The sequence below is a fragment of the Streptomyces sp. NBC_01006 genome (assembly GCF_045162725.1).
Lineage (GTDB): Bacteria > Actinomycetota > Actinomycetes > Streptomycetales > Streptomycetaceae > Streptomyces.
Map to the genome: position 1 here is coordinate 1,979,101 of NZ_CP108700.1, position 25,366 is coordinate 2,004,466.

Annotated in this window: 23 protein-coding genes; 5 read left to right on the top strand and 18 right to left on the bottom strand. The window is 73.1% G+C overall.

Translation table 11 applies throughout. The features are described from left to right. Window positions 1–25: 25 nt before the first annotated feature. From OG509_RS08960 to infC, 10 genes are all read right to left on the bottom strand, one after another. Window positions 26–556, bottom strand: coding sequence for an NUDIX hydrolase (locus OG509_RS08960; RefSeq protein ID WP_030860165.1), 531 nt, complete (start codon window positions 554–556; stop codon window positions 26–28). Between the two features lie 53 nt (window positions 557–609). Beyond that, entirely contained in the window at window positions 610–1,950 is a 1,341-nt protein-coding gene (locus OG509_RS08965; RefSeq protein WP_385584624.1) for a transcriptional regulator, read from the bottom strand. 392 nt (window positions 1,951–2,342) lie between these two features. Continuing rightward, on the bottom strand, window positions 2,343–3,449 hold the full coding sequence (locus OG509_RS08970; protein ID WP_406181526.1) for a PP2C family protein-serine/threonine phosphatase: 1,107 nt from the start codon (window positions 3,447–3,449) through the stop codon (window positions 2,343–2,345). Window positions 3,450–3,627: 178 nt separating this feature from the next. Then, window positions 3,628–6,156, bottom strand: coding sequence for a phenylalanine--tRNA ligase subunit beta (gene pheT, locus OG509_RS08975; protein WP_406181528.1), 2,529 nt, complete (start codon window positions 6,154–6,156; stop codon window positions 3,628–3,630). Next, complete coding sequence (gene pheS / locus OG509_RS08980) at window positions 6,156–7,283, bottom strand: phenylalanine--tRNA ligase subunit alpha (protein WP_406181530.1); 1,128 nt, start codon at window positions 7,281–7,283, stop codon at window positions 6,156–6,158. Before pheS ends, pheT begins: the two co-directional genes overlap by 1 nt. 152 nt (window positions 7,284–7,435) lie before the next feature. Then, a complete protein-coding gene (locus tag OG509_RS08985) occupies window positions 7,436–8,665 on the bottom strand; it encodes an ATP-binding protein (protein WP_406181532.1) in 1,230 nt (409 codons plus the stop codon). A 56-nt stretch (window positions 8,666–8,721) separates the two neighbouring features. After that, complete coding sequence (locus OG509_RS08990) at window positions 8,722–9,582, bottom strand: TrmH family RNA methyltransferase (protein ID WP_385584638.1); 861 nt, start codon at window positions 9,580–9,582, stop codon at window positions 8,722–8,724. A 128-nt stretch (window positions 9,583–9,710) separates the two neighbouring features. Continuing rightward, window positions 9,711–10,097, bottom strand: coding sequence for a 50S ribosomal protein L20 (rplT, locus tag OG509_RS08995; protein WP_030157251.1), 387 nt, complete (start codon window positions 10,095–10,097; stop codon window positions 9,711–9,713). Between the two features lie 104 nt (window positions 10,098–10,201). After that, window positions 10,202–10,396, bottom strand: coding sequence for a 50S ribosomal protein L35 (rpmI, locus tag OG509_RS09000; protein WP_030157249.1), 195 nt, complete (start codon window positions 10,394–10,396; stop codon window positions 10,202–10,204). A gap of 104 nt (window positions 10,397–10,500) precedes the next feature. After that, the gene (infC, locus tag OG509_RS09005; RefSeq protein ID WP_406181535.1) at window positions 10,501–11,244 is read right to left on the bottom strand and encodes a translation initiation factor IF-3; all 744 of its coding nucleotides are present in this window, start codon (window positions 11,242–11,244) and stop codon (window positions 10,501–10,503) included. A 377-nt stretch (window positions 11,245–11,621) separates the two neighbouring features. Here infC and OG509_RS09010 point away from each other — a divergent pair, with 377 nt between their 5' ends. Continuing rightward, complete coding sequence (locus OG509_RS09010; RefSeq protein ID WP_053688768.1) at window positions 11,622–12,008, top strand: DUF1844 domain-containing protein; 387 nt, start codon at window positions 11,622–11,624, stop codon at window positions 12,006–12,008. Window positions 12,009–12,098: 90 nt separating this feature from the next. Here OG509_RS09010 and OG509_RS09015 read toward each other — a convergent pair whose 3' ends face one another. From OG509_RS09015 to OG509_RS09025, 3 genes are read right to left on the bottom strand one after another with little or no spacing between them, the layout of a single operon-like run. Continuing rightward, a complete protein-coding gene (locus OG509_RS09015) occupies window positions 12,099–12,848 on the bottom strand; it encodes an SseB family protein (protein WP_406181537.1) in 750 nt (249 codons plus the stop codon). Window positions 12,849–12,860: 12 nt separating this feature from the next. Then, a complete protein-coding gene (gene mycP, locus OG509_RS09020) occupies window positions 12,861–14,048 on the bottom strand; it encodes a type VII secretion-associated serine protease mycosin (RefSeq protein WP_406181539.1) in 1,188 nt (395 codons plus the stop codon). Continuing rightward, window positions 14,045–14,821: a hypothetical protein gene (locus tag OG509_RS09025; RefSeq protein ID WP_406181541.1), complete on the bottom strand. Its 777-nt coding sequence runs from the start codon at window positions 14,819–14,821 to the stop codon at window positions 14,045–14,047. Before OG509_RS09025 ends, mycP begins: the two co-directional genes overlap by 4 nt. A gap of 188 nt (window positions 14,822–15,009) precedes the next feature. Here OG509_RS09025 and OG509_RS09030 point away from each other — a divergent pair, with 188 nt between their 5' ends. Continuing rightward, complete coding sequence (locus OG509_RS09030) at window positions 15,010–16,215, top strand: amino acid deaminase/aldolase (RefSeq protein WP_406181543.1); 1,206 nt, start codon at window positions 15,010–15,012, stop codon at window positions 16,213–16,215. On the opposite strand, the gene OG509_RS09035 is transcribed toward OG509_RS09030, so the two are convergent. From OG509_RS09035 to OG509_RS09050, 4 genes are all read right to left on the bottom strand, one after another. Further along, a complete protein-coding gene (locus tag OG509_RS09035; protein ID WP_406181545.1) occupies window positions 16,212–17,507 on the bottom strand; it encodes a haloacid dehalogenase-like hydrolase in 1,296 nt (431 codons plus the stop codon). The two genes, OG509_RS09030 and OG509_RS09035, sit on opposite strands and share 4 nt — an antisense overlap. A 133-nt stretch (window positions 17,508–17,640) precedes the next feature. Then, the gene (locus OG509_RS09040) at window positions 17,641–18,432 is read right to left on the bottom strand and encodes a 3-oxoacyl-ACP reductase (protein ID WP_406181547.1); all 792 of its coding nucleotides are present in this window, start codon (window positions 18,430–18,432) and stop codon (window positions 17,641–17,643) included. A 7-nt stretch (window positions 18,433–18,439) separates the two neighbouring features. Beyond that, window positions 18,440–19,786 carry an aldehyde dehydrogenase family protein gene (locus tag OG509_RS09045; RefSeq protein WP_385588373.1) on the bottom strand — a complete coding sequence of 449 codons (1,347 nt, stop codon included), beginning with the start codon at window positions 19,784–19,786 and terminating at the stop codon, window positions 18,440–18,442. Between the two features lie 89 nt (window positions 19,787–19,875). After that, window positions 19,876–21,240, bottom strand: coding sequence for a glutamine synthetase family protein (locus OG509_RS09050; protein WP_406181550.1), 1,365 nt, complete (start codon window positions 21,238–21,240; stop codon window positions 19,876–19,878). A gap of 77 nt (window positions 21,241–21,317) precedes the next feature. Here OG509_RS09050 and OG509_RS09055 point away from each other — a divergent pair, with 77 nt between their 5' ends. The 3 genes from OG509_RS09055 to OG509_RS09065 all read left to right on the top strand — a co-directional run bounded on the left by OG509_RS09055 (window position 21,318) and on the right by OG509_RS09065 (window position 24,404). Further along, window positions 21,318–22,064 (top strand): FadR/GntR family transcriptional regulator, encoded by a 747-nt coding sequence (locus OG509_RS09055; protein ID WP_406181552.1) that lies wholly within the window; start codon window positions 21,318–21,320, stop codon window positions 22,062–22,064. Window positions 22,065–22,188: 124 nt separating this feature from the next. Then, complete coding sequence (eat, locus tag OG509_RS09060; protein WP_406181554.1) at window positions 22,189–23,667, top strand: ethanolamine permease; 1,479 nt, start codon at window positions 22,189–22,191, stop codon at window positions 23,665–23,667. 32 nt (window positions 23,668–23,699) lie between these two features. Next, the gene (locus OG509_RS09065) at window positions 23,700–24,404 is read left to right on the top strand and encodes a gamma-glutamyl-gamma-aminobutyrate hydrolase family protein (protein ID WP_406181556.1); all 705 of its coding nucleotides are present in this window, start codon (window positions 23,700–23,702) and stop codon (window positions 24,402–24,404) included. Window positions 24,405–24,434: 30 nt separating this feature from the next. Here OG509_RS09065 and OG509_RS09070 read toward each other — a convergent pair whose 3' ends face one another. Beyond that, window positions 24,435–25,358: a LysR family transcriptional regulator gene (locus OG509_RS09070; RefSeq protein ID WP_406181557.1), complete on the bottom strand. Its 924-nt coding sequence runs from the start codon at window positions 25,356–25,358 to the stop codon at window positions 24,435–24,437. Window positions 25,359–25,366: the final 8 nt, after the last annotated feature.

The following is a 25,366-nucleotide window of genomic DNA, read 5'->3' on the forward strand; positions in this document are numbered from 1 at the left end:
GGACCGGGACCCGCGGCCGGCGCGGTCAGCCGAGCCGCAGATGGTGCAGGAGCAGCAGCCCGGCCGCCATGTTGGCGGCCGGGATCTCGCCGCGCGCGATCATGTCCGGCACGAGTTTGAGCGGCACCCACTCGCGGCGCGACGACTCGAAGTCGTCCTCGGGGTGTCCGATGTACGTCGCCCCGTCCGCCCAGTAGAGGTGGTGGCGGGCGTCGGTCAGCCCGTTGGCCGGCTCGACGGTCATCAGGTGGTGGAGGGGCCCGGGCCGCCAGCCCGACTCCTCCTCCATCTCCCGGGCCGCGGCCGCCGCGATGTCCTCGCCGTCCTCGACCACCCCCGCGGGCAGTTCCCAGCCCCAGCTGTCGGTGATGAACCGGTGCCGCCACAGCAGCAGCACCTCGTTGGCCTCGTTGACGGCCGTGGCGACGGCGACCGGCCGCAGCCGGATCACGAAGTGGTCCAGGTGCCGGCCGTCGGGAAGTTCCACATCGGCGAGATTCACGTCGAACCAGCGGTTCCTGTACACGGTCTGCTCACTCAGGTTCGTCCACTGCACGGTTGTGCCACCTTCCGTTCGAGTAGGTGGCAACATGGCAGCAGTTCGCGGCCTCACAGGGGAACGCGCAGCGCCCCGTCGATCAACTGCGCGGTCTCTTCCGCACCGGAACATCCGCTGGTCAGCAGCTGTTCGCGGACCGCCCGCAGCCGGTCCCGCAGTCGCAGCGACTCCATGCCCTTGGCCCGCTCGGCCATCTCGGCGGCGGCCGCCACCGCCCGGTCCGCCTCCCCCTGGCGCAGCTGGATCTCGCACAGCATCGCCAGCCGGTGGACCCGCCCGCGGTCGTGCGCCGGCGTCCCGACCGCCGCCGTCGCCTGCTCGTGGGCGGCGTGCAGGTCACCGAGGCTGAGCAGCGCCTCGGCCACCTGTACGTTGACCAGCCCGGGCTGTACGTACCCCGTCTCGTCCGGCTCCGTGCCGGGACGGATCCGCTCGGCGGCCGCCTCGGCATTCCGGATGCAGGCCAATGCGGCGGCCGTGTCCCCGAGTTGGGCGTACGCCTTGGCCTGCATGGCGTACAGGTCGGCGGCCAGGGCCGGGGTGGTGTGCCGGCCCGCGGCGCGCAGCGCGGCCTCGGCGAAGGCGACGGCCTGGCGGTGCTCCCGCAGGTGCAGGGACTGGTTGACGATCAGCGCGATGACGTAGGCGCCGAGCCCCCGGTCCCCGCTGGCCTTGGCGAGCCGCAGCGCCTGGTGGAAGTAGCGCTGGGCGAGCCCGTGGGCGTCCGAGTCGTACGCGCAGATCCCGGCCACCGCCACGAGGGAGCCGGTGGCCCGGTGCAGCTGGCGGCCGAGCCCGTCGGGGTAGCTGCCGCGCAGCATCGGCGCGGTCTCGCTGCCGAGGAAGCGCACGATCCGGGCCCGGGTGGCCACCCCGCCGGCCCGGCGGTACATCAGCTCGTAGTGCGCGCGGGCGGCCCGCAGGATCTCGATGTGCTCCGGGCCGATCCGGTTCGGCCCGTCGCGGGAGACGTCGGCGTCCTCGGGCGGGTTCTCCCACTCCCAGACCGGGATCACCGCCGGTGTCCCGGTGACGGCCTCGGCGGTGAGCAGCTGGACGCGGCCCTGCTCGTCGGAGCGCCACAGGGCGGCGGCCCGGTCGACGAAGCCGCTGAGCGGGGAGCCGTTCGGGGAGACGGGCTGGCCCGGCACGCCGAGCCCGACGTCGTCGAGCGACACCGGGCGCCGGAGCCGGCCGCCGAGCACCTCGCAGATCAGGTCGGGCACCTGGCCGCGCGGCCGCTGACCCTTCAACCACCGGGTGACGGCGGTGTGTTCGTAGCGCAGGGCGAGTCCGCGGGACCGGCCCGCCTGGTTGACGTGCGCCGCGAGTCCGGCATGGGACATGCCCGCCTCGGCGAGGAGGGCGTCGAGAAGGGCATTGGGCTGCATGGGCCCCTCCAAGGGCTCTTCGGTCTCAGGCTAGAGGGTGCGCGGTTCACACGGGGTGTACTTGCTTTTGATTCACACGGGGTGTACTTCCTCTCGATTCACACGGGGTGTGAACCAAGAACGCGCATAAATGCGATACGCACCCTGCCGCAACGAGCCCTGGGGGCGGTTCACTTAAGAGCCTCGCCAAAGAGGCAGCTCGGGTCGTCGGCTCCCCCTCGTACAGTGCGACGACCCGCACCGCGCCGCCCGCCTTGCTGTCTGCCCGACACTCCATGGCAGGCGGGCGGCGCGCTCCGGCTCCGCCGGCGCCCGGTTGGTCGCCGGGCCCCGGCAGGGGTCGTGGAACGCGCGCCGGGCCCTCCCACCGGGCCCGGTGTGCGGTCCCCCTGTCAGCAGCCGCGGTCGTCGCGGTCGCTGCGCAGCACCAGCAGGGCGACGTCGTCGGTGAGTTGTCCGCCGGTGTGGCGCAGCAGTGCGGCGTGCACGCCCGCGACCAGCCGCGCGGGCGTGTCCTCGGACTGCTCCGCGAGCACGCTGCGCAGGGGGAAGAATCGCCCCTCGGCGTCCCGTGCGTCCTCGGCGCCGTCGGTGTGCAGGAACAACACGTCGCCGGGCCACAGTCGGCCGCAGTCCTGCGGCTGCAGGTCCGGCTGCACGGGCACGACCCCGAGCGGCGGATACGTCTCGCCCCCGTCGAGGGTCCGCACTTCCACGCCCGGCTGCGCGGAGCCTTTCCCCACCCCGCCCCTTCCCGAAACCGGAGCTCCGCCCCGGACCCCGCGCCCCGAACGCGGCCGGGGCTGAACGTGCCGGTGATCGAGGCGCGGGTCCGGGCAGAGCCCGGGATACGGTGAAAGGGCGGGGCGGGGGGAGGCCCCGCAGGGCTCCAGCGGCTGCGGCTCGCGCAGGAGGTACGGCCACGGGTGGCCGCAGTTCAGGGCCAGTACGGAGCCGTCCTCCGCGATCTGGAGCAGCAGCACCGTCACGAACTCCTCCGGCGCCCCCTCCGCGCCCCGCACGTGCCGGGCCAGGGCCCGCTCCATCCGCACCAGCACCCCGCCCAGCGCGGGTTCGTCGTACGCCGCCTCCCGGAAGGCACCGAGCACCGCCGCCGCCGCGCCCAGGGCCGGCAGCCCGTGCCCCCGTACGTCCCCGATCACCGCCCGCACCCCGTACGCCGTCGGCACGGCCTCGTACAGGTCGCCGCCCACCGCGGCACCCCTGCTCGCCGACAGCTGCGCCGCCGCCAGGGTCAGGCCCTCGATCCGCCCCGGCAGCGGCCGCAGCAGGGCCCGCTGCGCCGCGCCGGCGATCTCCTGCATGCGCCGCAGCTCCGCCATGAGCGCGCGCCGGATGTGCAGGGCACATCCGGCGGCCAGTAACAGGAACGCCGCACAGCTGGCCAGGCTGGCGCCCAGCCGCCCGGGGGTGGACAGCTCCCAGGACACCGCGGCGCCGCCCCATGCGAGGACGCACACCCGACGCACCTGGGGCATCTCCCCACACGTGATCATCGTTCCGGCCCTCCCCTCGGCCGCAACGATTCTGTCGACCCGCCGCATCGACGGACACGGGTCACCGGCGTTCTCACCCAAATGAGTGAGGGGCATATCCGCTGGTCCGGATATGCCCCTCGGTGCCTCGATCCGCCGCAGCGGCAGGGCAGTTACAGCATCACGCCCCGCGCAGCACCGCGCCCGTGCGCTCGCCGGCCAGCGCCACCGCCGCGTCGCGCGCGGCCGTGGACTCCTCCGCGGTCAGCGTGCGGTCGGCCGCGCGGAAGCGCAGCGCGTACGCCAGGGACTTCTTGCCCTCGCCGACCTGCTCACCGGTGAACACGTCGAACAGCCGCAGGGACTCCAGCAGTTCGCCGGCGCCCTTGCGCAGCGCGGCCTCGACGTGGGCCGCCGGGACCGACGCGTCGACGATCAGCGCGACGTCCTGGGTCGCCACCGGGAAGGTGGAGATCCGGGGCGCCTCCACGGCCTCGCCGCCGGCCGCCGCGAGGCGGTCCAGGTCGAGCTCCATGGCGCTGGTGCGGGCCGGCAGGCCCATCGTCTTGACGACGCGCGGGTGCAGCTCACCGGCGTGGCCGATGACCGTCTCCACCCCGTTCAGGGTGACGAGCAGCTCGGCGCACCGGCCCGGGTGCCACGGCCCGTACTGGCCCTGGCGCACGACGAGCTCCGCGCCGGCCTCGGCGGCCAGCGAGCGCGCGGCCTGCACCGCGTCCGCCCAGTCGGCCGGGCGGCCCTTGCCCCACCAGCCGGCCTGCTCGCGCGCACCGGCCAGCACGACCGCGGCGTACCGCGGCTGGGCCGGCAGGGCGGCGTCCAGCGTGGCGATCTCCTCGGCCGTGGGACGCCGGTCGACGGGCAGCCGTACGGCGACGCCCGGCTGCGGGCCGGCCCGGAAGACCGAGCCCGTCTCGAAGAGGGCGAGGTCGTGGCTGCCCCGGCTGTCGTTGCGGCGCAGCGCGCCCAGCAGCCCCGGCAGCAGCGTGGTGCGCAGCGCCGGCTCCTCGTCGGAGAGCGGGTTGACCAGCTTGACGACCTGGCGGGCCGCGTCGTGCGCCGGCAGCTGGAGCTGGTCGAAGACGCCCTCGCCGACGAACGGGTAGCTGAGCGCCTCGACGTAGCCCGCGCCGGCCAGCGCGCGGCCGACCCGGCGGTGCAGCTGCTGCCGGGCGGTCAGACCGCGGCCGGAGGGCAGCTTCGGCAGGGTCGACGGAAGGTTCCCGTAGCCCTCCAGCCGGATGACCTCTTCGGCGAGGTCGTTGGGCTCGGCGAGGTCGGGCCGCCACGACGGGACGGTGACGACGAGCTCGTCCTGGCCGTAGACGTCGCAGCCGACCTCCTGGAGGCGGCGGACGACGGTCTCGCGGCCGTAGTCCATGCCCGCGACCCGGTCCGGGTGGTCCGCGCGCATCGCGATGGTGCGCGGAGCGCCCGGGGCGGTGAGCTCGGTGACGCCGGCCTCGGCAGTGCCGCCCGCGAGCAGCACGAGCAGGTCGACGGTCCGCTGCGCGGCCGCGGAGGCCGCCTGCGGGTCGACGCCGCGCTCGAAGCGCTTGGAGGCCTCGGAGGCGAGCTTGTGGCGGCGGGCGCTGCGCGAGATCGTCAGGGCGTCGAAGTGCGCCGCCTCGATGACGACGTCCGTGGTGCCCGAGACGATGCCGGTCTCGGGGTCGGTCACGGAGTCGGCGATCTCGGTGTTGGCACCGCCCATGACGCCGGCGAGGCCGATCGGCCCGCTGTTGTCGGTGATCACCAGGTCCTCGGCGTCGAGCGTGCGCTTGACCCCGTCGAGGGTGGTGAACTTCTCGCCCTGCTCGGCGCGGCGCACGCCGATGGCGCCGTCCAGGCGGGACCGGTCGTACGCGTGCAGCGGCTGGCCGAGTTCGAGCATCACGTAGTTGGTGACGTCGACGGCGAGCGAGATCGGGCGCATGCCGGCCTTCTGCAGGCGCCGCGTGAGCCAGATCGGGGACTTCGCCTCGGGGTCGAGGCCGGTCACCGTACGGGCGGTGAAGCGGTCGCAGCCGGCCGGGTCGTCGATCTTGACCAGGTAGCCGTACGAGTTCGGCGCGGGCACGTCGAGCAGCGCCGGGTCGCGCAGCGGCAGGCCGTACGCGGTGGCGGTCTCACGGGCCACGCCGCGCATGGACAGGCAGTAGCCGCGGTCCGGGGTGACGGCGATGTCGAGGACCTCGTCGACGAGCTGGAGCAGCTCGATCGCGTCGGCGGCGACCTCGTGCTCCGGGGGGAGCACGATGATGCCGTGGGTGCCGTCGTCGCCCATGCCCAGCTCGTCGCCGGAGCAGATCATGCCGTGCGAGGTGCGGCCGTACGTCTTGCGCGAGGCGATCGCGAAGTCGCCGGGCAGCACCGCGCCGGGCAGGACCACGACGACCTTGTCGCCGACGGAGAAGTTCCGGGCGCCGCAGACGATCTCCTGCGGCTCGCCGGTGCCGTTGGCCTGGCCGACGTCGACCGTGCAGAAACGGATCGGCTTGCGGAAGCCCTCGAGCTCCTCGATGGTCAGCACCTGGCCGACGACCAGCGGGCCCTTGAGGCCGGCGCCGAGCTGTTCGACCCGCTCGACCTCAAGGCCTGCGTCTACGAGCTTGGCCTGTACGTCACGACCGGTCTCGCCCGCAGGCAGGTCGACGTATTCCCGCAGCCAAGAAAGCGGGACCCGCATCAGATCTCCATCCCGAACGGCCGGGTGAACCGGACGTCACCCTCGACCATGTCTCGCATGTCTTCGACGTTGTGGCGGAACATCAGCATCCGCTCGATGCCGAACCCGAAGGCGAACCCGCTGTACTTCTCGGGGTCCACACCGCAGGCGATGAGCACCTTGGGGTTGACCATTCCGCAGCCGCCGAGCTCGATCCAGCCCTCGCTGGAGCAGGTGCGGCACGGGCGGTCGGGGTTGCCCACCGACTCGCCGCGGCACACGTAGCACTGCATGTCCATCTCGGCGGACGGCTCGGTGAACGGGAAGAAGTTCGGGCGCAGCCGGGTGGTCATGTCCTTGCCGAAGAGTGCCTGGACCATGTGGTCCAGGGTGCCCTTGAGGTCGGCCATGGTCAGGCCCTCGTCCACGGCGAGCAGCTCGACCTGGTGGAAGACCGGGGTGTGCGTCGCGTCGAGCTCGTCGGTGCGGAACACCCGGCCCGGGCACACCACGTACACGGGCGGCTCCCGGTCGAGCAGCGAGCGCGCCTGCACCGGGGAGGTGTGGGTGCGCAGCACGACGCCGGACTCGTCGCCCTCGGTGCCCTTGGGGCCCTGGACGAAGAACGTGTCCTGCATCTGGCGCGCCGGGTGGTCGGGCGTGAAGTTCAGGGCGTCGAAGTTGAACCACTCCGCCTCGACCTCGGGGCCCTCGGCCACCTCGTAGCCCATGGCCGTGAAGATGTCCGCGATGCGGTCCATCAGCGTGGTCAGGGGGTGCCGGGCACCGGCGGGGACGCGGTCGTAGGGCAGCGTGACGTCCACCGCCTCCTCGACCAGCACCCGCTCGTCGCGCTCGGCTTCGAGCTCGACCGTGCGGGCCCCGAAGGCCTTGTTCACGGCGCCGCGGGCCTGGCCCACGAGCTTGCCCGCCGCGGCCTTGGCCTGGGGGGGCAGTGCGCCGATCTCGCGGTTGGCGAGCGCCAGGGGCGAGCGGTCGCCCATGTGCGCGGTCTTCGCCTCACGCAGCTCGTCGAGGTCGCCGGCGGTCGCGAAGGCGGCGAGCGCCTCGTCCCGCATGCGCTCGATCTCTTCCGGTTTCAGTGCCTCGACCTCGACAGGGTCGTACGACTTGTTCGGTGCCGACATCTCTTCCCGTACTTCCGATGGCTGGCTGGTGGGTCCCCCGCGCGACACGCAGGGCGCGCTCGGCACAAGGACACAAAGGTGCCAAAGGACGAGTCTAAAGGCCGCTGGGGGTGAAGGAGCCCGTGGGCCGCCTGGCGAGACGCTCCGCAGGGTTACTGCGTGAGGTAGGCCGGCGCCCCCACGGGCAGGATAAATCGGAACTCGGCGCCGCCGCCGGGGCCGCGGCCGACCGTGATGGTGCCGCCGTGGGCCTCGACGATGCCCTTGACGATGTACAGGCCGAGGCCGGTGCCGCCGCGCTTGCTGCCCCGCCAGAAGCGGGTGAAGACGCGGCCCATCGACTCCTCGGGGATCCCGGGGCCCTCATCGGTCACGGTGACGGCGGTGCCCTTCTCGGTCTTGCCCGCTGCGTTCGTCAGGCTGGTCGGCGATACGTCGATGGTGACCGTTCCCTCGCCGTGCCGCACCGCATTTTCGAGGAGGTTGCCGAGAATCTGGTCGATCTTGTCCGGGTCGGCCCACAGATCGGGGAGCGAGCAGCTGACCCGTACGAGGAACCGGTCGGGCGCCTGGCCGTTCGCGGTGAGCGCCTGGACGTGGCGGCCCACGGCGGTGGCGATGTCCACCGGCTGGCGGCGCACCTCCAGGCGGCCGGAGTCGATGCGGGAGATGTCGAGGAGCTCGGCGATGAGGCGGGTGACGCGGTTCGCGTCGGCGTCGACGGTCTCCAGCATCAGCCGCTTCTGGTCGTCGGTGAACCGCTCCCACTTGGCGAGCAGGGTCGCGGTGAACCCCTTGACGGAGGTCAGCGGCGAGCGCAGCTCGTGCGCGACGGTGGCGATCAGCTCGGCGTGGCTGCGCTCGGTGCGGCGGCGGGCCTCGGTGCCGCGCAGGGTGACGACGAGGCGGCGCAGCGGGCCGGTGGGGTGGGTGCGCACGTACCGGGCGGAGACGAGCACCTCGCGGCCGCCGGGCAGCAACAGGTTGCGCTCGGGCTGGCCGCGCCGGGTCGCGAGGCCCCCGTAGGGATCGGTCAGCGTCCACCAGCGACGGCCGTCGAGGTCCTCCAGCGGCAGCGCCCGGTCGATGCGTACGCCGAGGGCCTCGCCGGGGGCCAGCGCGGTGATCCGGGCGGCGGCGGAGTTGAAGCAGATCACCCGGCCGGTGTCGTCGGCGACGACGAGCCCGTCGGGGAGGTCGTCGGGGTCGATCCCCAGCGCCGCGAACTCCGGGATCTCGGCCGGGTCACACGTTTCGCGGGGTTCGCACGGCTCGGGTGCGGCCGGAGCGGCGCGGCCTGTGCCCTGAGCGGGCACGGCCGCCAGGGACGGCGTCCCGGACGCCGTCACGGCCCCTGGCGAGCTGTTCGTACCGACGGTCATGTCCCCGTACCCCACATCTCCGAGTAGCGCAGTGGGCCCCCCGGGCCGCCACATTACTAGCTGGGGGTCACGGAGCGGCACCCTCCGGGAGCCCGCTGTGCACGCGCGGACGCGTAGAGGCACACCGCGGCGGCCGTGGCGAGGTTCAGGCTCTCGGCCTTGCCGTGGATCGGTACGCGTACGACGGCGTCGGCGAGCGCCCGGGTCTCCTCGGGCAGACCCCACGCCTCGTTGCCGAAGACCCAGGCCGAGGGGGTGCCCATGGTGCCCGCGTCGAGCTCGGCGTCCAGGTCGTCCTCGCCGGCCCCGTCGGCGGCCAGGATCCGCACGCCGGCCGCCCGGAGCCCCTCGACGGCCTGCTCCACGGGGACGCCGACCGCCACCGGCAGGTGGAAGAGGGAACCCACGGAGGCCCGTACGGACTTCGGGTTGTACAGGTCCACGGAGGCGTCGGTCAGCACGACCGCGTCCGCGCCGGCGGCGTCGGCGCAGCGCAGCACCGTGCCGGCGTTCCCGGGGTCGCGGACGTGGGCGAGGACGGCGACCAGCTTGGGCTCGGCCTTGAGGATCTCCTCGAAGGGCGAGTCGAGGAAGTGGCAGACGCCGACGATCCCCTGCGGGGTGACGGTCTGCGAGACCTCGGCGAGCACCTCGTCGGAGGCGTAGTGGACGCGCGCGCCGGCGGCCAGCGCGGCCTCGATGATCCCGGTGTAGCGCTCGGCGGCCTCGACGGTCGCGAACAGCTCGATCAGGGTCGACGCGCCGCCCGCGCCGCGGTGCTCCACGGCCTCGCGGACGGCCTGCGGGCCCTCGGCGATGAACCGGCGCTCCTTGGTGCGGAAGTTGCGCCGCGCCAGTCGCCTGGCGGCGGCCACCCGCGGGGATCGGGGGGAGATCAGCTCGGCGGGGGTGCCCATGGCGGTCGGCTCGCTTCCGTACGTACAGCGGGTGGAACTCAGTCGAACTCGGTGATCAACGCACCGGACCCGCAGGCGCGAGGCCTGCGGGTCCGGGCAAGTTACTGCAGCCTTCGAGGGCCTGCCGCTCAGGCGGCGACCTTCGGGGCGTTCACGTCGGCCGGAAGCGCCTTCTGCGCAACCTCGACGAGCGCGGCGAAAGCGTTGGCGTCGTTGACGGCCAGCTCCGCGAGGATCTTGCGGTCCACCTCGATGTTGGCGGCCTTCAGACCCTGGATGAGGCGGTTGTACGTCATGCCGTTCTGGCGGGCAGCGGCGTTGATGCGCTGGATCCACAGCTGACGGAAGTCGCCCTTGCGCTTCTTGCGGTCGTTGAAGTTGTAGACCAGCGAGTGGGTGACCTGCTCCTTGGCCTTGCGGTACAGGCGCGAACGCTGACCGCGGTAGCCGGAGGCCGCCTCGAGGATCGCCCGGCGCTTCTTGTGGGCGTTTACTGCCCGCTTGACGCGTGCCACTTTTTAACTCCTTGTAGCGGGGCCGTGGGTGTCTTCACACGGCCCGAATTCGATGGGGTCCCGGTCTCGACGCCGTCCGCTCCCGACAGGGGAGCGGAGGGGCGTCACTTGCCGAGAAGCTTCTTGATCTTCGCGGCGTCGCCGGGGGCCATCTCCGCGGTGCCGGTGAGGCGGCGGGTCACACGGGACGACTTGTGCTCGAGCAGGTGGCGCTTACCGGCACGCTCACGGAGCACCTTGCCGGAGCCGGTGATCTTGAAGCGCTTCTTGGTACCGCTGTGCGTCTTGTTCTTCGGCATAGCGCCGTTATCTCCTCGTCGGTGGCGCCCCCGCCGGTCCGGCTGGGGACCGGCGCCAGGGAGCGTCATGTTGTGTCGGTGATCCGAGACGGGCTGCCTCGGAATCAGGCCTCGGCCGGTGCCTCGGGAGAGGCGGCCTCGGTGACGTCGGCCTCGGTCTCAGCCTCGACCTCGGTCTCGGCCTCGGCAGAGGCGACCTCGGTGCCCTCCTCGACGGGGGCTTCCTCGGAAGGAGCCTCGTCGGCGGCGACACCCTGGCGCTCGGCCTTGCGGGCGGCCTGCGCCTCGCGGGCTTCGGCCATCGCCTCGGTCTTCTTCTTGTGCGGACCGAGGACCATGATCATGTTGCGGCCGTCCTGCTTCGGGTTCGACTCGATGAACCCGAGGTCCTCGACGTCCGAAGCCAGACGCTGCAGCAGTCGGTAGCCGAGTTCCGGCCGGGACTGCTCGCGACCACGGAACATGATCGTGATCTTGACCTTGTCGCCCTGCTTGAGGAACCGAACGACGTGACCCTTCTTGGTGTCATAGTCGTGCGGGTCGATCTTCGGCCGGAGCTTCATTTCCTTGATGACCGTGTGCGCCTGGTTCTTGCGCGCCTCACGGGCCTTCATGGCCGACTCGTACTTGAACTTGCCGTAGTCCATGAGCTTGCAGACCGGCGGGCGTGCGGACGCCGCGACCTCGACCAGGTCGAGGTCGTACTCCTGCGCCAGCTCAAGGGCCTTGGCAAGCGGCACGATGCCGACCTGCTCACCGCTGGGACCGACGAGTCGTACCTCGGGAACGCGAATCCGGTCGTTGATGCGGGGCTCGGTGCTGATGGATCCTCCTCGGTAGCACCACACGGCTGCCTGGCAGACAGCCGCTGACGTCTGATGTCGTCAGACCAACCGCGGCGGAACATGAAAAATGCCCCGCCGGGCACAGGCAGGGGCTCCAATACAACCGGAGCACCGCCGCGTGCGATCGCGGGGCGCAGACTCGGGCAGCTTTCCATCGTCCGTACGGAACGATGGATGCCACCTGACCGGTGACCCGCCGCCCCGGAGGGTGGTCGGGTGGGAGAACGGAGCCTCCACTTGTGGGCCGGGGACATGCGTCTCCGGCCGGTCGTCAGCCCAATATAGCATTCCGCGCCGGGTCCGCTCACCCGGCGGCCTCCGCCCCGGGCCGGCCCGGGGCCCGGTCGGCGGCGTGCGCGGCCCGGCTTATCGTGTGAGGCATGACTGACGCGACCCCCACCCCCGCCACCGAGGCCGGCAGCACGCCGGACGCTCCCGACTACGACGCCATGACCCGCGACATCGCGGACGTGCCCGCCGTCGAGGTGATCACCACGGTGGCCGTGCACCTGCTGAGCGCCGCGGCGGTCAACCTGGGCCTGGACAAGCCGGACTCCGAGCACAAGGACCTCGACGAGGCCCGCAAGCTGATCACGGCCCTGGCCGGCCTGGTCACGGCGAGCGCCACGGAGATCAGCTCCTTCCACGCGGCCCCGCTGCGCGACGGCCTGAAGTCGCTCCAGCTCGCCTTCCGCGAGGCCTCGATCGTGCCCGACGAGCCGGGCCAGGGTCCGGGCGAGAAGTTCACGGGCCCGGTCTTCGGCTGAGCCGCCCGCACCTCACGCGGAAGGGCCGGGGCGATGCCCCGGCCCTTCTTGCGTTTCACGTCCCGTACTCCGCGTCCCGTACGCCGGGGTTCAGCGGGTGAAGAGCGGCTCCCCGGACGGGGCCGGGGCCTCCTGCGGGAGCAGGGCCAGGTCCAGTCCGTGCACGAGGCGGGCCCGCAGGGTCTCGTCGGCGGCCAGGGCCTCGGCGACGCGGCGGGCCGCGGCGTGGTCCGCCGCCCCCTGCGCCCCCGGGGCCAGCACGATCGCGAGCGTGCCGTCGGCGTCCGCCCCGCCCGGCCCGAGGTGGGCGCGGAGCACGGCCGGCTCCGCGGACACGGCGGCCCGTACGGCCTCCCGCACCGCGGGGTCGGCCAGCGGGCCGGCGTCGGTGCGGCCCTCGGCCAGCGCGAGCAGCGCGGGGCCGGTGAGCTGGTAGGTGACGGGGCCGGCCAGGTCCAGGACCAGGGTGTCGGCCTTCTCGTGCGCCGCGGCGGCCAGGGCCTGGTGCAGCGGTACGGCGACCGGGCGGGCGGCCGGGTCCCAGAGGGCCAGCGAGGCGATCGAGGTGAACGCGGGCAGTGCCCGCCGGTCCCCCGCCCGCAGGGTCGGGACGGCCATGTCGCTGGTCTTCTCGCGCTTCAGGCCGGTCTCCGGGTCGGTCTCGACCTCGCCGAGCACGGCGACGACCGGGACCAGCAGCCGGGCGCCCTTGAGGGCGGCCAGCACCTGCGGCTCCTGCGCCTGGTCCGCGGACCAGGCGGCCAGGGCCGCGCTCAGCCGGGGGTCGGCGGAGCCGTCGTCGTCGGAGAAGCCGGGGTCGGGAATGTTTTTGTTCGCCACAGTTACCCGACCCTATCCCGGTCCCCGGTCCCGGTCCCGCCGGGCGCCTCGCGGGCGCCGGGCCAGTACGACGGCCAGGACGAGCAGGACCAGCCCGGCGGCCGCGGCCGCCGGGGCCCCGAGGCGGGCGCCGCTCCCGGCGGCCGCGGCCGGCTCGGGGCCGGGGCCGAAGTACGGCTGCCCGGCCGCGACGGGTACGGGGACCGGCGGCTCGGCGCGCAGCGCGTCGGCGGCCTGGAGGGCGGCGACGGGGTCCACGAGTCCGTGGCCGCGGGAGTCGTCGCGGCCGCCGGACGGGGCGTCCGAGGCGGTGTCCTCCAGCAACCTCTTGATCTGTGCCGGGGACAGGTCCGGGTGGGCGGCCTTGACGAGGGCCACGGCGCCGGAGACGAAGGCCGAGGCGGCGCTGGTGCCCCAGCCCTCGTAGTAGGAGCGGTCGGGGTCGGCGATGACGACGTCCACGCCGGGGGCGCTGACGGTGGCGTACCAGTTGCTGGTGGAGAAGGCGGCCTTCCGGCCGCCGCGGTCGACGGCGGTGACGGCGATGACCCCGGGGTAGGCGGCCGGGTAGGACGCGTGGTCGCCCTGCCGGCCGCCGTTGCCGGCGGAGGCGACGACGACCACGCCCTTGGCGAGGGCGTACTGGACGGCCTCGTCCTCGGCGGCCTCGTGGTGGGCGGAGTCGCTGTCGTCGCCGAGGGAGAGGTTGATCACGTTCGCGCCGTGGTCGGCGGCCCAGCGGATGCCCTCGGCGAGGGCGCCGCCCTTGCTCTCGCGGGCCTTGGCCCGGCCGGGGTCGCCCTCTTCGAGGATCACGCGGACGGGGAGGATCTTGGCCTGCGGTGCGATGCCGAGCACGCCCTGGCGGCGGTGGCCGCCGTGGCCGTGCCCGGCGATGATCCCGGCCATGGCGGTGCCGTGCCGGGCCCAGGCGCGGTCTCCGCGCCCGGCGCCCATCCCGATCAGATCGGTCCCGTCGAGGACCTGCCCGGCCAGGTCGGGGTGGGTGGCGTCGACCCCGGTGTCGAGGACGGCGACGGTGACCCCGGCGCCCTGGGTGGTTCCCCAGGCCTCCTCGGCCCGCAGCGCGGTGAGCCCCCACTGCCGGTCCCGGATGCCGTCGGCCCCGGCCGGCGCCGCGCCGGCACCGACGAGCAGCGCCCCGAGCACGAGGACGGCGCCGGCCCTGCCCCGGCTCACCGGGGGGTGCCCGGGGCGGTGGGGGGCGCGGCCAGGGTGCGTACGGTGCGCTCCATCCGGTCGGCGACGGCCTCGGCCTCGTGGCCGAGGCCGGCCTGGGCGGCGGCTCCGGTGGCGTCCTTGCGCATCAAGTCCTCGGCGGGGCGGGGGGCGCCCGGCGTGCGGCCGTCGGTGAAGGCGGAGACGGTGTAGACGACGACGGGGGCCTGCGGGACCACGGCCGCGGTCCAGGCGGCGCGCTGGCTGTCGGCGAAGCCGTAGCCGGGCGGGGCCGGGAGGCGTCCGCGCAGCGTCTCCATCCCCGCCGCGTCGGCCGGGGTGAAGACCATGCCGACGGTGACGAGGGAGCTGCGGGTGGAGTCGGTGTACGTGGCGCGCAGGACCCGGGTGCAGCCGGTGGCGGCGAGGGCCGCCTGCCAGTCGGCGGCGAGCGCGGGTGCGCAGTCGGAGTCGGGCGCGAGCGCGACGCGGGTCCAGGTCCGGTCGGCCCCTCCGGGCCCGGCGTCGGCGCCGTCGAGGACGGGCGGGAACAGGGTGTCCACGGGGGCCGCGCGCCAGAGCGAACCGGCCTTGCGGTAGGCGGCGCCGGCGGCCAAGGGCCGATGGGCGTCGCGCTGTTCGACCCATCCGCTGACCCCGGCTCCGCCGAGGAGAGCGACCCCGAGCACGGCGCACACCACGACGGCGACGCCTCGCCCGGCCCCGCGCCGCCCCGGTCCGGGTTCGGCCACGGGCTCGGCCAGGACCGCGGTCTGCGGTGTAGACGCACTCATCCGGCGGCTCCGCCCCCCGTTCCGTCCGGCTGCCACCCCGTACTCTACGCGCCCGTACCGCCCCGGCCGCGGGCCCGGACCCGGCGGGGGTGGGCCCGGACGGCCCGCGCCCCGGTGCGGGGTACGGCCGCGCGCCTCGGGCCGCACACCCCTACCCACCGGTAGAACCATCTGGCAGGCTGCCGCCCATGAATCTTCCCGCCAGTGGAGACAGGGCCCGTTACGACCGGGCCACCGCGCACCTCGACGCGCCCCTGGCCATCGTCGATCTCGCCGCGTTCGACGCCAATGCCGACGACCTCGTCCGCCGCGCGGCCGGCAAGCCGATCCGCGTCGCCAGCAAGTCCGTCCGCTGCCGCACGCTCCTCGAACGGGTCCTCGCCCGGCCCGGGTTCGCCGGCATCATGTCGTACACCCTCGCCGAGTCGATCTGGCTGGCCCGCTCGGGTTTCGAGGACGTGCTCCTCGCCTATCCCTCCGCCGACCGCACCGGCTTCGCCGAGCTCGCCGGCGACCCCAAGCTGGCCGCGGCCGTCACCGTCATGGTCGACGACCCCGCCCAGCTGGAGCTGATCGACGGGGCCCGCGACGGCGGAACGCAGGAGATCCGCGTCTGCCTCGAACTCGACACCGCCCTTGAGCTCCTCGGCGGCAAGATCCGTGTCGGCGCCCTCCGTTCGCCGCTCCGCGAGCCCTCACAGCTCGCCGAACTCGCCCGTACCGTCTCCGCCCGTCCCGGCTTCCGCGTCGTCGGGCTCATGGGCTACGAGGGCCACGTCGCCGGCGTCGGAGACTCCGTCGCCGGGCGCCCCTTCCGCTCCCGCGCCATCCGGCTCATGCAGGCCGCCGCCCGCAAGGAGCTCGCGGCCCGTCGTGCCGAGGCCGTACGGGCCGTCCGCGCGGTCGTCCCTGACCTGGAGTTCGTCAACGGCGGCGGTACCGGCAGCGTCCAGCAGACCGCCGCCGAGGACGCGGTCACGGAGATCGCGGCCGGCTCGGGGCTGTACGTACCGCGGCTGTTCGACAACTACACGTCCTTCCGCGGCCGCCCGGCGGCGCTCTTCGCCCAGCCGGTGGTCCGCCGGCCCGGCGTCGGCGTGGTCACCGTCCTCGGCGGCGGGTACCCCGCCTCCGGCGCGGCCGGGGCGGACCGGCTCCCGGTCCCGTACCTCCCGCAGGGCCTGCGCTACGACGCCCAGGAGGGGGCCGGCGAGGTGCAGACACCGCTGCTCGGCAGCCCGGCCGACGATCTGCTGATCGGCGACCGGGTCTGGTTCCGCCATGCCAAGGCGGGCGAACTGTGCGAGCGCTTCGACGCGTTGCACCTCGTCGAGGGCGATCGGGTGACGGCCACCGTCCCCACCTACCGCGGTGAGGGCCGCACCTTCCTCTAGCCGGCCTGGTACACGCGGTCCGTCTGGTCGGGGATGACGCTCGTGTCGCCCCGGCGGACGGGGCCCGACGTACCGTCGTGGTCGACGTAGCCCGTGGTCGAGCACGGGTAGGGGGTGGTCTTCTGCTTCTTCGGCTCGATGAACATCGGGTTCACGATCCACTTGCCGTCGCTGTCGTCGTACGCGCGGCACATCAGCTCGTTCTTGTTCCGGTTCACCACGAGCCGCAGGGCGGTCGCGTCCCGCAGGAACGAGACGTCGGTGTCGGAGTCGCCCGCGGCGAACACCTGGCGGCGGGCGGCCGGCTGCACCTTCTCGGCGGCCGCGCCCCGCACGCCGAAGACCTCCTTGTTGATCCAGCAGCGCTTGCCGTCGATGTACGTGATCACCGTGTCGGCGCCGTCCTTCACCGAGCCGCAGCCCTGCAGGTGCGCGGTGAACTTCCCGCCGGACGTGGTCGTGTTGCGGATGCCGATGACGTGGTCCGCGGCGACGCCGACGCCCTTGGCCCAGACCTCGACGACCGGCTGCGGCGAGGCCGAGCTGATCCAGACGTCGAAGCCGGCCTTCTGCAGGCCGCCTATGAGGTCCTTCTGCTGGTCGTAGTAACGGACCCAGCCGGTGACGGCGGCGGTGCCGACCTGCTGTGTGGCGCCGACGGGCGCGGCCAGGTTCTCGGCCCGCGCGGCGGCCGCGAAGCCGCGGACCTCGCGGGCGGTCCAGCCCTGCGTCAGCTGGGGCAGCCAGGCGTACGCGGGCTCGATGGTGCGGTGGTCCCAGCCGGCGAAGGCGGCGGCGCCGGAGCGGGCCTTGGCGGTGCCGTAGACGGCGGCGAGTTCGTCGGCGCAGCCCGCGCCGCCGGGCGTGCCGGTGGGCAGCGGGGCGCCGGGGCGGGCGAGGGCGCCGCAGGCGTCGGCGAGCGCCCGGGCGGCGGCCGGGGTGAGGTAGCGGCTGGTGGTGGTCCAGTCCCCGGCGGCGGGCTGGCGGATCTTGCCGTTCCGCAGCAGCCAGTACATCTGGGCATCGCCCACGTCGTTCTTGACGACGGTGTTGTCCCAGTCGAAGACGGCGACGGGCTTGGTCCGGTTCGGCCGGTACGGGTTGCACTTCCCGTACGCGTCGATCAGCTGCTGGAGCCGGGCCTGGTTGTCCCCGTACCAGCCGGCCGCGAGCCGCGGGGCGGTGCAGTGGGCCGCCTGGGCGGCGGGCGCGGTGGCGACGAGGGTGCCGGCGGCGATCGCGACGGCGGCTCCGACGGCCTGGAGCCGTCGGACGGTGCTGCGTGGGGTCACTGAGGTGAACACTCCTCTTTCTCGCGAAGATCATCTCGGACGGTAGGACACGACAGCCGGGCGTCGTGCGACGCCCGGCTGTCGGGGGGATGGAGTACGGGTGAACGCTGGGGGCGTCCGCCCGGGGGCCGGCCTACAGGGGCGTCACGTACGCGCCGGAGATGCCGCCGTCGACCAGGAAGTCGGTGGCGTTGATGAACGAGGAGTCGTCGCTCGCGAGGAAGGCGACGGCGGCCGCGATCTCGGTGGGCTCGGCGAACCGGCCCAGCGGGATGTGCACCAGGCGGCGGGCCGCCCGCTCCGGGTCCTTGGCGAACAGCTCCTGCAGCAGCGGGGTGTTGACCGGCCCCGGGCACAGGGCGTTGACGCGGATGCCCTCGCGGGCGAACTGCACGCCGAGCTCGCGCGACATGGCGAGCACGCCGCCCTTGGAGGCGGTGTACGAGATCTGCGAGGTGGCGGCGCCCATGATGGCCACGAAGGACGCGGTGTTGATGATGGAGCCACGGCCCTGGCGCTGCATGTACGGCAGGGCGGCCTTGCAGCACAGGTAGACGGAGGTGAGGTTGACGTCCTGGACCCGCTTCCAGGCCTCCAGGCCGGTGGTGAGGATCGAGTCGTCGTCCGGGGGCGAGATGCCCGCGTTGTTGAAGGCGATGTCGACGGAGCCGTAGGTGTCGAAGGCCGTCTCGAAGAGGGCCTCGACCTCCTCCGGGCTGGTGACGTCGACCTTCACGAACAGGCCGCCGACCTCCTCGGCCGCGGCCTTGCCGGCCGTCTCGTCGATGTCGGCGCAGACCACGTTGGCGCCCTCCGAGGCCAGCCGGCGGGCGGTGGCGAGGCCGATGCCGCTGCCGGCTCCGGTGATGACGGCGGTGCGGCCGACCAGGCGGCGGCAGACGATCTCGGTGTCAGAAGTGGTCATGATGGGCTCAGGCCTCCGTGCTGATGAAGACGTTCTTGGTCTCGGTGAATGCGGTCAGGGCGTCGGGTCCGAGCTCGCGGCCTAGTCCGGACTGCTTGTAGCCGCCGAAGGGGGTCCAGTAGCGGACGCTGCTGTGGGAGTTGACGGACAGGTTGCCCGCGGCGACGGCGCGCGATACGCGCAGCGCGCGGCCGATGTCGCGGGTCCAGAGGGAGCCGGAGAGCCCGTACTCGGTCGCGTTGGCCAGGCGTACGGCGTCCTCCTCGTCCTCGAAGGGGAGGACGACGGCTACGGGGCCGAAGACTTCCGCCGCCGCCACCGGCGCGGTGGGGGCGACGTCCGTGACGAGGGTCGGCGGGTACCAGAAGCCGGGGCCCTCGGGGGCGGTGCCGCGGATCGCGGTGAGGTCGTCGGTGACGTACGACCGTACGCGCTCCAGTTGCACGCGGGAGATCAGCGGCCCCATCTGGGTCTTCTCGTCGGCGGGGTCGCCGACCACGACGCCTTCGATGCCGGGGGCGAGCAGCTCCAGGAACCGGTCGTAGGCGGAGCGCTGGACGAGGATGCGCGTACGGGCGCAGCAGTCCTGGCCGGTGTTGTCGAGGAAGGCCATGGGAGCCGCCGCCGCGGCGGCCTCCAGGTCCGCGTCGGCGAAGACGATGTTGGGGCTCTTGCCGCCGAGTTCGAGGGTGACCCGCTTCACCCGGTCGGCACACTTGGCCATGATCTGCTTGCCGACCGGGGTGGATCCGGTGAAGACGATCTTCGCGACGCCCGGGTGCTCGACGAGCGCGTCCCCGGCGACGGTCCCGCGGCCGGGGAGCACCTGGAAGAGGTGCTCGGGGATCCCTGCTTCGAGGGCGAGTTCGGCCAGGCGCAGCGCGGTGAGCGGGGTGGTCTCGGCGGGCTTGAGCAGGACGGCGTTGCCGGCGGCCAGGGCCGGGGCGAGGCCCCAGGCGGCGATCGGCATCGGGAAGTTCCACGGGGCGATCACGCCGATGACGCCGAGGGGTTCGAGGAAGGTGACGTCGATGCCGCCGGCTACGGGGATCTGCCGGCCGGAGAGCCGTTCCACTCCCCCGGCGGCGTATTCGAGCAGGTCGCGGACGTTGCCGGCTTCCCAGCGGGCGTTGCCGATGGTGTGCCCGGCCTCGCGGACCTCCAGTTGGGCCAGTTCCTCGATGTGCCCGTCGACGACGGCGGCGAAGCGGCGCAGCAGCCGGGCCCGGTCGGCGGGGGCGGCCGCCGCCCAGCCGCGCTGGGCCGCGGCGGCCCGCGCGACGGCGGCGTCGACATCGTCCCGTGTGGCGGCCGGGACGATGGCGACGATTTCCTCGGTGGCCGGATTCAACACTGTCAATTTGTCGGGGGCCAGCACATCGGACACGTGTTGCCTCACAGAGGTTCGGGGGCAGAGTTGACGGTGACTGGGCTTTCAGGTGACTACAGGCGTTCGAAGGAGCGACGCAGTTCCCAGTCGGTGACGGCGGAGTCGTACGCGTCCAGTTCCACGCGGGCCATGTTGCGGTAGTGGGCCACCACTTCGGGCCCGAACGCGGCCTTGGCGATCTCGCTGTTCTCCCAGAGCTCCGCGGCCTCGCGCAAGGTGGTGGGAACGTGCGCGAAATCGGCGGTGTACGCGTTGCCCGCGCAGGCCTCGGGCAGTTCGAGGCGGTGCTCGATGCCGTACAGCCCGGCCGCGACCAGGCCGGCGACGGCGAGGTACGGGTTCACGTCCCCGCCCGGCAGGCGGTTCTCGAAGCGCATGGAGCGGCCGTGGCCGACGACGCGGAGCGCGCAGGTCCGGTTGTCCACTCCCCACGCGACGGCGGTCGGCGCGAAGGATCCCGGCCGGAAACGCTTGTACGAATTGATGTTCGGGGCGTAGAGAAGGGAGAAGTCGCGCAGCGCGGCCAGCTGGCCGGCCAGGAAGTGTCGCATCACCGGTGACATTCCGCCCGGGCCGTCGCCGGCCATCGCGTTGTGCCCGTCGGCGTCGCCCAGCGAGAGGTGGATATGGCAGGAGTTGCCCTCGCGCTCGTCGAACTTGGCCATGAAGGTGAGCGAGACGCCTTCCTGGGAGGCGATCTCCTTGGCGCCCGTCTTGTAGACGGCGTGCTGGTCGCAGGTGGTCAGCGCCTCGTCGTAGCGGAAGGCGATCTCGTGCTGGCCGAGGTTGCACTCGCCCTTCGCGGACTCGACGATCAGGCCCGCGGCCTGCATCTCGTTGCGGATCCGGCGCAGCAGGGGCTCGATGCGGCCGGTCCCGAGGACCGAGTAGTCGATGTTGTACTGGTTGGCCGGGGTCAGCCCGCGGTAGCCCGCGTTCCAGGCCTGCTCGTACGTGTCCTGGAAGACCATGAACTCCAGCTCGGTGCCGACCATGGCCGTGTACCCGAGCCCGGCGAGGCGCTCCAGCTGGCGGCGCAGGATCTGCCGGGGCGCGGCGACCACGGGCGTGCCGTCGTTCCAGGCGAGGTCGGCGAGGAGGAAGGCGCTGCCCGGGTTCCAGGGGATCCGGCGCAGGGTCGCGAGGTCGGGGTGCATGGCGAAGTCCCCGTAGCCGCGGTCCCAGGAGGACATCTCGTATCCGTCGACGGTGTTCATGTCCGTGTCGACGGCGAGGAGGTAGTTGCAGCCCTCGGTGCCGTGGGCGAGGACCTCGTCGAGGAAGAACTGTGCGGCGAACCGCTTGCCCTGGAGTCGCCCCTGCATGTCGGGGAAGGCCAGGACCACGGTGTCGATCTCGCCGCTCGCCACGAGAGCGCGGAGCTCCTCGGGCGCGAGCGGCGGCTTGCGGTCTACCACTGGAATCTCTCCTTCGGTGAGCCGAGAACGCCTAAGGTATTGAATAGAACCATTGCTTGGGAAGGGGAGGAGCCGAGATGACCGACACGGCGAGCGAAGGCGGCGCGATCGCGCGGCTGAATCCGGTACTGCGCCAGGTGCGGGCGGGCAACGGTTTCGAGGAGGCCCTGGAGCAGATCCTCCAGGTGGTCCGGCTGGGTCTGGTGCCGGGCGGCGAACGGCTGCCGCCCGAACGGGAGCTGGCGGAGCGGATGGGGATCAGCCGGGTCACCCTGCGCGAGGTGCTGAAGGTGCTCCAGGACCAGGGCCTGGTGGAGGCCCGGCGCGGGCGGTACGGCGGAACGTTCGTGCTCCCCCGTCCCGACACCCCGGTCGGCGGTACCGAGCACGAGCTGCGCCGGCGCGTGGTGGGCGTGGACATCGAGGACGTCCTGCGGTTCCGCGAGGTCCTGGAGGTGGGCGCGGCCGGACTGTGCGCCTCCCAGGGGCTCACCGAGGAGGGCTCCGAGCGGCTGCTCGGCGCACTGGCCGCCACCCATGACGCGCCGCTGACCGACTACCGGCGCCAGGACACCCTCTTCCACCTCACCCTGTGCGAGCTCGCCGGATCGGCCACCCTCACGGCCCAGTACGCCGCCGTGCGGGCCACCGTGAACGACCTGCTGGACTGCATCCCGCTGCTGGTGCGCAACCTTGAGCACTCCCAGCAGCAGCACAGCGCGCTCGTGGAGTCGGTGCTGGAGCGCCACCCGGACGCGGCGCGCGAGGTGATGCGCGAACACTGCTGCGGAACGGCGGCGCTGCTGCGCGGATTCCTCGCCTAGAACGGACCCGGCGGGAGCGGCCCGAGAGGTTTTCGTAACCCCTGTTTAACGCAGGGGTCTTGCGCACTCCACTCCGCTACGGCAAAGGTACGCCCCACAACCATTGCCCTAGGCAGGAGCGCACATGGCCGACGACACCGAGGCACGGCTCGCAGCCGTACCCGAACCCACCACGTCCCCCGAGGGCGGCGACACCTCCGACGGCTACCTGGAGCGGCGCACGCTGCGCCGCGGCAGCGCCGGCTGGCTGCTGCTGACCGGCCTCGGCGTCGCGTACGTCGTCTCCGGCGACTTCTCCGGCTGGAACGTCGGCCTCGCCCAGGGCGGCTTCGGCGGTCTCGCCATCGCCACCGTCCTGATGGGCGCGATGTACGCCTGTCTCGTCTTCTCCCTCGCGGAACTGTCCGCGATCCTGCCGACGGCGGGCGGCGGCTACGGATTCGCCCGCCGGGCGCTCGGCACCTGGGGCGGCTTCCTCACCGGCACCGCGATCCTGATCGAGTACATCCTGGCCCCGGCCGCGATCGCCATCTTCATCGGCGACTACGTCGAATCCCTGAACCTCTTCGGCCTCACCTCCGGCTGGCCGGTCTACCTCGCCTGCTTCGCCGTCTTCATCGGCATCCACCTGTGGGGCGTCGGCGAGGCCCTGCGCTTCTCCCTCGTCGTCACCGCCGTCGCCGTGCTCGCACTGATCGTCTTCGCGCTCGGCGCCTTCACCGAGTTCGACCCCTCGAACCTCGACAACATCGCCGTGGACACCACCGCCGCCGGATCGAGCTCCTGGCTGCCGCTGGGCGTCCTCGGCATCTGGGCCGCCTTCCCCTTCGGAATGTGGTTCTTCCTCGGCGTCGAGGGCGTACCGCTGGCCGCCGAGGAGGCCAAGGACCCCGTGCGCTCCATGCCCCGGGCCCTGTCGATCTCCATGGGCATCCTCGTCCTGCTCGCCCTGCTCACCTTCCTGGCCTCGACCGGCGCCCGCGGCGCCGACGCCATCAAGGACGCCGGGAACCCGCTGGTCGTCGCCCTCGAAGGGAACCCCGGCCTCTCCTGGCTGAAGACCTTCGTCAACTACGCCGGTCTCGCGGGCCTCGTGGCCTCCTTCTTCTCCCTCATCTACGCCGGCTCCCGCCAGCTCTTCGCCCTCTCCCGGGCCGGCTACCTGCCGCGCTTCCTCTCCCTCACCTCCAAGCGCAAGGCCCCGTACCTCGGCCTGCTCATCCCCGGCGCGATCGGCTTCGCGCTCGCCGCGGCCACCGGCAACGGCCCGCGCATGCTCAACATCGCGGTGTTCGGCGCGACCATCTCGTACGCGCTGATGGCCCTCTCCCACATCGTGCTCCGCAGGCGGGAGCCGGGGCTGGAGCGCCCGTACCGCACTCCCGGCGGCATCGCCACCTCCTCGGTGGCCTTCGTCCTCGCCCTCTCGGCGCTCGTCGCCACCTTCCTGGTGGACAAGGACGCGGCGTTCATAGCCCTCGGTGTGTACGCCGTCGCCCTCGCCTATTTCGCGTTCTACAGTCGGCACCACCTCGTGGCCTCCGCACCGGAGGAGGAGTTCGCGGCGCTGGCTCAGGCCGAGGCCGAACTCACCCGCGACTGACCGCCGTTCCCCAACCCCTGGAGGTAGCAACCGTGCCCAGGCCGCTCATCGGCATCACGACCTACGTGGAGGAATCCACCCGCTACGGGGTGTGGGACGTCCCCACGTCCCTCGTACCCACCGGGTACTACGAACTCGTCCAGGCGGCGGGCGGCGCGGCCGTGCTGCTCCCGCCGGACGAACCCGGTTCGGCGGCGGAGGTGTTGAGCCGGCTGGACGGCCTGGTCGTCGCGGGCGGCCCCGATGTGGACCCGGTCCGCTACGGGACCGAGCGGGACCCGCGTACGGGCGCTCCCGCCACGAAGCGGGACGAGTGGGAACTCTCCCTGATCGAGGCGGCCTTGGCGGCGGGCCTGCCGGTGCTGGGCATCTGCCGGGGCATGCAGGCGCTGAACGTGGCCCTGGGCGGCACGCTGATCCAGCACATCGACGGCCACGCGGTCGCCCCGGGCGTCATGTCCTGGCACCCGGTCCGCCCGGTCGAGGGGACGCGGTACGCGGCGCTGATCCCGGAGGAGGCGGAGGTGCCGACCTACCACCACCAGGCCGTCGACCGCCTGGGCGAGGGCCTGATCGCCTCGGCCCACGCGGTCGACGGCACGGTGGAGGCCATCGAACTCCCCGACCCGGCGCACTGGGTCCTGGGCGTCCAATGGCACCCGGAACGCGACAAGGACACCCGCGTGATGTCCGCACTGGTCGAAGCGGCCTCCGTCAGCGCGGCCGTCCCGGCCTGACGGGCCCGGCGGCCGGTCGGCGACAGCCGGTCAGGGGCGGGCCCGGGTCAGCGACAGCAGGTCGCGGGCCGGGCCCGCCGGCCTGGCCCCCACGGGCCACACCGCCCGCAGGGCCCGCCCCAGCGCCGCCCCCGTCACCGGGACCTCCACCAGCCGCCGGGCCGCCAGCTCCTCCCCCAGCGCCAGCTCCGACAGCACGCACGGCCCGGCCCCGCTCAGCGCCGCCGCCTTCACCGCAGTCGTCGACGCCAGCTCCAGCAGCGGCGCCGCCGGCCCGCCGCTCTCCGCCAGCGCGGCGTCCAGCACCTGCCGGGTCCCCGAGCCCCACTCCCGCAGGATCAGCGGGGTCGCCGCCAGCTCGGCCGCCGCCACCCCCCGCGAGCGCCGCGCCCACGGGTGCCCCGGAGCCACCGCCACCACCAGCCGGTCCTGCGCGATCACCGCCGAGTCCAGTCCCTCCGGCACCGACAGCCCCTCCACGAACCCCAGGTCCGCCTCATGGGTCAGCACCCGTTCCGCGACCACCGCCGAGTTCCCCGCGTGCAGCGACACCGCCGTCCCCGGCCGCTGCCCGCGCAGCGCGATCAGCCACCCCGGCAGCAGGTACTCCGCGATGGTCATGCTGGCGGCCACCCGCAGCCGCGAGTCCCGCCGCCCGCGCAGCGCCTGCGCCCCGGCGTCGAAGGCCTCCGCCGCCTCCACCACGCGCCGCGCCCAGTCCGTGACCAGCGCCCCCTCCGCCGTCAGGGTCGACCCCCGCGGCGAGCGGTCCACCAGCGCCACGCCCAGCCGCGTCTCCATCGCCCGGATCCGGCTGCTCGCGGCGGGCTGGGTGATGCCCATGCGCCTGGCAGCGCCGCTCAGGCTGCCGACCCGGGCGACCGCGAGCAGCAGCTCCAGCGCCCCCAGGTCCGGTACCCGGTGCGCCAGCGGAACCCACTCCTCGTTACCCATAAAGTCAG

Excerpts from the sequence above, each read along its gene's own strand:
- OG509_RS09040 (WP_406181547.1), bottom strand. The coding sequence starts at position 18,432 with ATGACCACTTCTGACACCGAGATCGTCTGCCGCCGCCTGGTCGGCCGC.
- OG509_RS09055 (WP_406181552.1), top strand. The coding sequence starts at position 21,318 with ATGACCGACACGGCGAGCGAAGGCGGCGCGATCGCGCGGCTGAATCCG.
- pheS (WP_406181530.1), bottom strand. The coding sequence starts at position 7,283 with ATGTCGGCACCGAACAAGTCGTACGACCCTGTCGAGGTCGAGGCACTG.
- OG509_RS09025 (WP_406181541.1), bottom strand. The coding sequence starts at position 14,821 with ATGAGTGCGTCTACACCGCAGACCGCGGTCCTGGCCGAGCCCGTGGCC.
- OG509_RS09070 (WP_406181557.1), bottom strand. The coding sequence starts at position 25,358 with ATGGGTAACGAGGAGTGGGTTCCGCTGGCGCACCGGGTACCGGACCTG.
- OG509_RS08985 (WP_406181532.1), bottom strand. The coding sequence starts at position 8,665 with ATGACCGTCGGTACGAACAGCTCGCCAGGGGCCGTGACGGCGTCCGGG.
- rpmI (WP_030157249.1), bottom strand. The coding sequence starts at position 10,396 with ATGCCGAAGAACAAGACGCACAGCGGTACCAAGAAGCGCTTCAAGATC.
- eat (WP_406181554.1), top strand. The coding sequence starts at position 22,189 with ATGGCCGACGACACCGAGGCACGGCTCGCAGCCGTACCCGAACCCACC.
- OG509_RS08970 (WP_406181526.1), bottom strand. The coding sequence starts at position 3,449 with ATGCCCCAGGTGCGTCGGGTGTGCGTCCTCGCATGGGGCGGCGCCGCG.
- OG509_RS08965 (WP_385584624.1), bottom strand. The coding sequence starts at position 1,950 with ATGCAGCCCAATGCCCTTCTCGACGCCCTCCTCGCCGAGGCGGGCATG.
- OG509_RS09010 (WP_053688768.1), top strand. The coding sequence starts at position 11,622 with ATGACTGACGCGACCCCCACCCCCGCCACCGAGGCCGGCAGCACGCCG.
- pheT (WP_406181528.1), bottom strand. The coding sequence starts at position 6,156 with ATGCGGGTCCCGCTTTCTTGGCTGCGGGAATACGTCGACCTGCCTGCG.
- OG509_RS08990 (WP_385584638.1), bottom strand. The coding sequence starts at position 9,582 with ATGGGCACCCCCGCCGAGCTGATCTCCCCCCGATCCCCGCGGGTGGCC.
- OG509_RS09030 (WP_406181543.1), top strand. The coding sequence starts at position 15,010 with ATGAATCTTCCCGCCAGTGGAGACAGGGCCCGTTACGACCGGGCCACC.